This is a genomic window from Bifidobacterium italicum (assembly GCF_002286915.1).
GTDB classification, from domain to species: domain Bacteria; phylum Actinomycetota; class Actinomycetes; order Actinomycetales; family Bifidobacteriaceae; genus Bifidobacterium; species Bifidobacterium italicum.
Genome location: NZ_MVOG01000055.1, coordinates 1 through 6,616, shown reverse-complemented (window position 1 = coordinate 6,616; position 6,616 = coordinate 1). Strand labels below are relative to the sequence as shown.

At 66.9% G+C, this 6,616-nt stretch carries 4 protein-coding genes, 1 tRNA gene and 2 pseudogenes; 1 reads left to right on the top strand and 6 read right to left on the bottom strand.

Annotation, left to right across the window (positions count from 1 at the left end):
- Together B1400_RS09015 and lysS are read right to left on the bottom strand one after the other, a co-directional pair.
- A pseudogene (locus B1400_RS09015) lies at window positions 1-458 on the bottom strand (hypothetical protein); the annotation flags it as partial.
- 230 nt (window positions 459-688) lie between these two features.
- Window positions 689-2,389, bottom strand: coding sequence for a lysine--tRNA ligase (gene lysS / locus B1400_RS09010; RefSeq protein ID WP_157909667.1), 1,701 nt, complete (start codon window positions 2,387-2,389; stop codon window positions 689-691).
- A 277-nt stretch (window positions 2,390-2,666) separates the two neighbouring features.
- Here lysS and B1400_RS09005 point away from each other — a divergent pair.
- Window positions 2,667-2,740 (top strand) — tRNA-Pro (locus tag B1400_RS09005).
- 208 nt (window positions 2,741-2,948) lie between these two features.
- On the opposite strand, the gene B1400_RS09000 is transcribed toward B1400_RS09005, so the two are convergent.
- The 4 genes and pseudogenes from B1400_RS09000 to B1400_RS09740 all read right to left on the bottom strand — a co-directional run.
- Entirely contained in the window at window positions 2,949-3,848 is a 900-nt protein-coding gene (locus B1400_RS09000) for an ABC transporter permease (protein WP_095614051.1), read from the bottom strand.
- Between the two features lie 4 nt (window positions 3,849-3,852).
- On the bottom strand, window positions 3,853-4,593 hold the full coding sequence (locus B1400_RS08995) for an ABC transporter ATP-binding protein (protein ID WP_095614053.1): 741 nt from the start codon (window positions 4,591-4,593) through the stop codon (window positions 3,853-3,855).
- Window positions 4,594-4,960: 367 nt separating this feature from the next.
- Window positions 4,961-5,707 carry a hypothetical protein gene (locus B1400_RS08990; protein WP_133064681.1) on the bottom strand — a complete coding sequence of 249 codons (747 nt, stop codon included), beginning with the start codon at window positions 5,705-5,707 and terminating at the stop codon, window positions 4,961-4,963.
- Window positions 5,704-6,616: pseudogene (locus B1400_RS09740) on the bottom strand (hypothetical protein); the annotation flags it as partial. The gene B1400_RS08990 and the pseudogene B1400_RS09740, both read right to left, overlap by 4 nt.

The window sequence follows — 6,616 nt, the reverse complement described above, 5'->3', positions numbered from 1 at the left end:
GTAACGGCCCACAGCCAGTATCCCGCGCCGTAGCTCACCTTGAGCTGCACGAGGTCGGAATACGACGACGCCTCCCCGGCGACATGCCCGGTGTTGATCGTCTCGAACAGCCACAGCAGGAAATTCAGCACGGCCACGACGAACGCTGCGAGCGCCTGACGGACGACGGCGAGCACGGCCACGGCGATAGCGAGGATGAGGACGATCCAACCGTCGCCCTGAATGAGGCTGACCGTCTGCGAGAAGAAGCCTCCGACCGAGACGGTCACGCACGGCAGGAACATCGCGATGATGGCGAGGACGGCGGCGACGACCGTCGTGACGGCGGCGACCGAAACACCGAGATTGCCGACCTTGACCTTCGGATCGCTCAGTTCGCGCAGTGTACGCTGCATGTCGGGCGCAGGCTGCGGCGCCGACGGCATCGGCGGCACCTGCGGCTGTTCGTTGAAACTCATGATCTTTCCTCTTTCTCTTGTCAAAAAGACGCATGCTCCCACCGGCGAACGCCGCCGGCACAAGTGCGACCACCGTATCAGGAAACGTGCGCGATGCACAAAACGGACATCGCCGATTATGGACGTCCCAGACCTGCCGTCTGCGCATACGACGGCGCGGCCGCGCTTCCGGCATGCGGATGCAGCCGAGCGCGCGACCGCGCCGAGGAAGGGGTATGAGGAATCGATGTTCAGCTGTTGAGCGGCTTGACGAGCGGGAACGTGATCGTCTCGCGGATCGTGGCCCCGGTGAGCGCGATGAGCAGACGGTCGATGCCCATGCCCATGCCGCCGGCCGGCGGCATGCCGACGCCGAGCGCCTCGAGGAAGTCCTCGTCGATGTCGCAGGCCTCCTCGTCGCCGGCGAGCGCGTCCTTGGCCTGCGCGACGAAGCGTTCGCGCTGCACGATCGGGTCGTTGAGCTCGGAGTAGCCGGTCGCCAGCTCGAAGCCGCGCACGTAGAGGTCCCATTTCTCGACGACGCCCGGCTTGGAGCGGTGCGCCTTGACGAGCGGCGACGTCTCGACCGGGAAGTCGCGCACGAAGGTCGGCTCGTAGAGCTTGTCCTCGTAGAAGTGCTCCCACAGGTGCTCGACGAGCTTGCCGTGGTTCTCGACCTCGTCGCGTTCGACGCCGAGCTTGTCGGCGATCGCGCCGAGTTCGGCGACGCTCGTGGCGGGCGTGATCTGCTGGCCGAGCGCCTCGGACAGCGAGTCGTACATGCTCATCTGCTTCCATTCGCCGCCGAAGTCGTATTCGGTGCCGTCGAGCAATGTGACCTTCGTCGAGCCGAAGACGTCGATCGCGGTCTTCTGGATGAGCTCCTTGACGAGCTTGGCGATCGTGTCGTAGTTGCCGTAGGCCTCGTACGCCTCGACCATCGTGAACTCCGGCGCGTGCGTCGCGTCGACGCCCTCGTTGCGGAAGTCGCGGTTGATCTCGAAGACGCGGTCGATGCCGCCGACGAGGCAGCGCTTGAGGAACAGCTCCGGCGCGATGCGCAGATAGAGGTCGAGGTCGAAGGCGTTCATGTGCGTCGTGAACGGACGCGCGGCGGCGCCGCCGTGGATCGTCTGCAGCATCGGCGTCTCGACCTCGAGGAAGTCGTGCTCCTCGAAGGTGTGGCGCAGCGATGCGACGGCTTTCGAGCGGTTGCGCACCATGTTGCGGATCCTCTCGTCGGCGATCATGCCGATGTACGGCTTGCGCGTGCGCGTGTCCTCGTTGAGCTCCTTGTGCAGCGTCGGCAGCGGCTGCAGCGCCTTCGACGCGATCGCCCATTCGTCGGCGAAGATCGACAGTTCGCCGGTCTTCGACGCGATGACGCGGCCCTTGACGAACAGATGGTCGCCGAGGTCGACGAGCTGCTTGAAGAGCTTGAGCGAGTCGGCGCCGATCTGCTTCTTCGAGAGCATCGCCTGGATCGTCGTGCCGTCCCCGGCCGCGAGCTGCACGAAGCACAGGCCGCCGGCGTTGCGGATGAACAGGACGCGGCCGGCGATGCCGACGACGTCGTCCGTTTCCGCGCCCGCCTCGAGCTTGCCGTCCCACTTCGCGCGCACCGCCTCGATCGTGCTCGTCACGTCGAGCGAGACCGGATACGGGTTGAGGCCGTCCTTGAGCATCAGCGCGCGCTTGGCGACGCGCATCTGCACCTGCTCGGGATGCGCGAGCGGTCCGAATTCCTTGTTCGACGGGTCGACGGCCTCGTCGAGCGTCGCGCCTTCGTCGATGCGGCGCGCGATCGTCTCGTCCTGCCTGAGCAGCAGCTCGGCGCGTTCGACGGTGCTCATCGACGGCGCCGCGACCTCCTCGTCCTCGACGACGACGGTCTCGTCGGCCTGCGTCTCGGCAAGCGCCTCGTGTTCGTTGTTCGTGTTCTGTTCGGTCATGTCCTCGTTCTCGTCCTTGCTTGTCCTTCGCCGCGCGCGTGCGCGCACCGCGCGCGCACCTGAATGACGAGGGATACGAACCCTCATCACCCACGGCGCACGGATGCCCACGGCGCGCATATGTGCGCCGGTGCGGGCTTGGTATAGCGCACCAGTGTAACCGGCCGCCGCTACACGCACGCCGCCCGCTTTTCCCACCGCGCAACCGGCGCGACACGCCGAAGTTGCAATTCCTTCACGAGTGCGTAAACTATCACCTGTTGCCAGAAAGCAACATCGGGCTGTGGCGCAGCTTGGTAGCGCGCTTCGTTCGGGACGAAGAGGCCGCGAGTTCAAATCTCGCCAGCCCGACCCTTCTGAAAAGCCTCACCCTCGGGTGAGGCTTTTCGCGTATCCGCGTGCCGATGGTGCCAGTCCCCGCGTCCCGATTCGTCGACCAGACCGATGGCCCCACCCGCAAACCGGCCCGATTCCGACCCGAAACGTCGGTGGTGCCGACGGAAACACCCGCCGGCACCACCGTTTCCGCCTTGGCGGCAACGTCTCATCGTCCGTTGCCCTACCGCGTCCGCGCGCGCTGCTCCTGCTCGGCTTCACGCCTGACCTCATCGGGCTTCTCGTCCGGGTGCACGTCCTTGCGCAGCTGGACGAGGTCCTTGAAACTGAGCTTCTTCGCCGGTTCCGGCACGAAGTAGCGGTCGTAGGAGATGAAGCAGCGCTTGTAGATCAGCGCGATGATGATCGAATCCGCGACGAGCGTCAGCGCCGCGACCGCCGCGAGGATGACGAACTGGTACTTCGCCGCGCTCACCGGGCTCTTGCCTGCGATGATCTGGCCGGACATCATGCCCGGGATCGTCACGATGCCGCTCGACGCGAGCATCGCGATCGACGGCAGCAGCCCGAGGCGGATCGACGAAATCATCGACGGTTTCGCGGCCTCCCATTTCGTGGCGCCGAGCGCGAGCATCGTGTTCACCTCCGCGTACCGTTCGCGCATCGATTCGAAGAAGCGGCTCAGGCCGAGCGCGAGCGCGCTGACGGTGTTGCCGAGCAGCATGCCGGTGAGCGGTATGACGAGCTGCGGCGCATACCACGGCTTCGGCCGCACGATGAGTTCGGCGACGATCGCGAGCATCAGCAGCATCGTCACGACGAGCGACAGCAGCACGATGCCGACGAGCCCCTTCGGCGCGCCCGTCGCGCGTCCCATCGTGATCTGCACGGCCGCGAGCAGCATCAGCGTGATGAGCCCGATGACGAGCCACACGTTGTTCTGCCGGATCACGTATTCGAGGATGAAGCCCATCGCGAGCAGCTGCACGAGCGAACGCGCCGTCGCCCAGATGAGCGATTTGGCGACGCCGGTCCTCATCAGCGCCGAGATGCCGGCCGCGACGATCACCATGACGACGGCCGCGACGAGTCCCCATATGTCGATGTCGAAATACGATTCCATCCGCTCACTCCTCCGTTCCGTCGCCCTGCGCGCCGTCCGCCGAACCGTCGACGGCGTCCGCGCGCTGCGCCGCAGCGACCTGCGCGGCCGTCGGCAGCGGCACCTCGCGCAGTTCGCCGGCCTTGAGCACCATCATGCGCGTCGCGCGTCCGTCCGGCGCGCGGTGGCGGATGCGCACGACGGCCGTGCCGTCATGCGCCGCGAGCTTGAGCAGGTCGGCGACCTTGTCCGCGTTCTCCTCGTCGAGTCCGGCGTCGACCTCGTCGGCGAGCAGCACGCGCGGTTTCGTCAGCAATGTGCGCGCGAGGCTGACACGGGCCGCCTGTCCGCCGGACAGGTCGCGCGGCGCGCGGTCGAGGTCGATGTCCCGGCAGCCCATGCGGTCGAGCGTCGCACGGATGTGCGCATCGGAGAGCATGTCCTTCGCCTCGTGCGCGCGTGCGTCCTGCCGGACCTTGAACGTCCACGGCAACCGGATCGCGTCGGCGACCGTCTCTCCGATGAGCGTCGACGTCTGCGGAAGATAGGCGACGGCGACGCGCCACCGCTGCGGCGTGAACGTGTCCGAATCCTCGCCGTCGAGCGCGAACGAGCCGGTGGTGTGCACGTTGAGGCGCGCGAAGGCGGTGAGCAGCGTCGATTTGCCCGATCCCGAAGGTCCGGTCAGGTCGACGACCTCGCCGCCGTCGACATGGAATTCGAGTCCCCGGAACACCGTGGTCTCACCGCCGCCGCGCTTGGGCATGACCGCCGTCACGTCATGCGCCGTGAACAGGTGCCCCGCACCGCCCGTGCCCGCCGTCGTCGTCGCGGTCGCCTCCGTCGTCTCGTCCACGTCCTCACCTTCTTGTCATCCGTTGCTCGTCGACGCGTGTTCGTCTCTCATCCACGCACCCTCGTTCTGCTGCCACTGTAGCGCGCGGAACGCCGCCCTTTGCCGTTTTCCGCGTATGGCGCGCGGTGCCGGCGAGGGGCGGCGTTGCGTGTGAGTCGGCCGCGGCTACGGGTAATGGGTAACTGGAAAAGCGAAGTGCCGCGGCGTCGTGTCGAGCGATGTGTCCCTATGGTCTCCTTTCGTCGGGTGGTTTCGTGATGGTACGGATATGGTCGGGTCAGCGGCCGTCGCGGCGGCGGTTGCGCATGTGGGAGACGACGCCCCAGACGATCGCGATGACGCTGAGCAGCACGCCCAGTCCCATGAGCGTCCAGTTGATGATCTCGCGCCAGTTGATGTAGTCGAGCAGTCCGCTGTTCATCGTCGCGCCGACGAGGATCGTCAGCGCGCCGATGATCGTGACGACGACGCCGAACGCGATCGTGCCGGCGCTCGCGCCCTCCGGACGCACGACCTTGGGTTCCTCGGTCGGCTGCGGCGCGTTGTACATCGGCACGGCGTCGGCTGGCGGCGGCGTCATCGGCGGCGCGGAGGGAGCCGCCTCCGGCGCGTCGGCCTCCGTCACCGTGTCCTCCTCGATGACGGTCGCATCGAAGGTCCCGTCGGGCGCCGACGCGTCCGACGACCACGACCATCCGGTCGACATTGGCCGCGTCGCATCATCGGCGTCCTGCTGCGGCATGACGCTCGTCGGCGCGGGCTCGTCGACGTCCGTCCGTTCGAACACGACGGTCGTCTCGTCGCCCCCCGTCTGCACGGGCATCTCGCGCGTGTCCCCGTCGTCGGGCGCCGGGGCGTCGTCGGCGTCGAAGTCGGCGAAGCGTTCGCTCAACGGCATGTCCATCTCCGTTGTGGCGTCGTCGGCCTGCGCCGGCGTGGTCTGCCGCGCGATGACCTCGGTGTCGTCATCGTGCATGTTGTGGTCTGCGTTGTTCATGTCGGTGTCCGTTTCCTGTCCGCTCACCGCTGCGAGGCGTAGCGCACTGTGACGCCGCCCGAGATGAGCACGTTCGGTTCGATGATGAGTTCGGCTTCCTTCGGCGCCTTGTCCGCACTCGCCGCGCACGGCCAATAGCGGTCGGACTCGATGAGTTTCTTCATCTGCGCGTTCGCGTCCGCGGCGAGGTCGACGTTGCCGTCCCGCACGCTGACGCCGGTGCACAGGTCGGCCATCGCGTGCGACGTGAAGTACATGTCATCGGTGTCGACCCAGGTCGTCGTGTCGTCGGCGTCCTCGTCGATGGCCTCGTCCCTGTCGTCGGGATCGCCGACCTCGACTTCGATGCCCGGCATCCTCACATGCGTGTAGCCGACGATGTCGTCGTTGTCCCAGCCGACGACGTCGACGTCGGCGAGGCCGCTGCCGCGCGACATGAAGGTGTACGGGCCGCCGACCGAATCGGTCGGGTAGGTCGCGCCGCCGCTTGCGATCCTCCACGAGCATCCATCGGGGATCGTCACGACGACGCGCGCGTTCGTCACCGTCATCGGGATGCGGCCCGTCGGACAGGTGCTCGTCCCGGGATGCCCGTCGTTGAGCCATACCGTGTGCTTCTTCGTGTTGGACAGATCGACGCTCAGCTGGTTGTAGCGGTAGCTGTTGCCGGTGACGGCGACGCCGCGTTCGAGCTTCCTCCAATCATCGGCCGACGACGTCAGCTCGACGTTGCCCGCGGCGAGGCTGATCGGCGTGTAATCGCGGTCGATGCCGTTCCTGTAGACGTTGACGGCCGTCCATGCGCCTCCGACGGACATCGCGCAGACGGCGAGGAACATCGCCGTCCAGGCGAAGGGATGCAGGCCGCCGGTGCGCCGTCCGGCGCAGCCGAGCACGATGATGATCACGCCGAGCGCGGCGCAGACGGCGCCGACG

Coding starts and splice junctions, on each gene's coding strand:
- lysS (WP_157909667.1), bottom strand. CDS start 2,389: ATGACCGAACAGAACACGAACAACGAACACGAGGCGCTTGCCGAGACG.
- B1400_RS08995 (WP_095614053.1), bottom strand. CDS start 4,593: ATGCCCAAGCGCGGCGGCGGTGAGACCACGGTGTTCCGGGGACTCGAA.
- B1400_RS09000 (WP_095614051.1), bottom strand. CDS start 3,848: ATGGAATCGTATTTCGACATCGACATATGGGGACTCGTCGCGGCCGTC.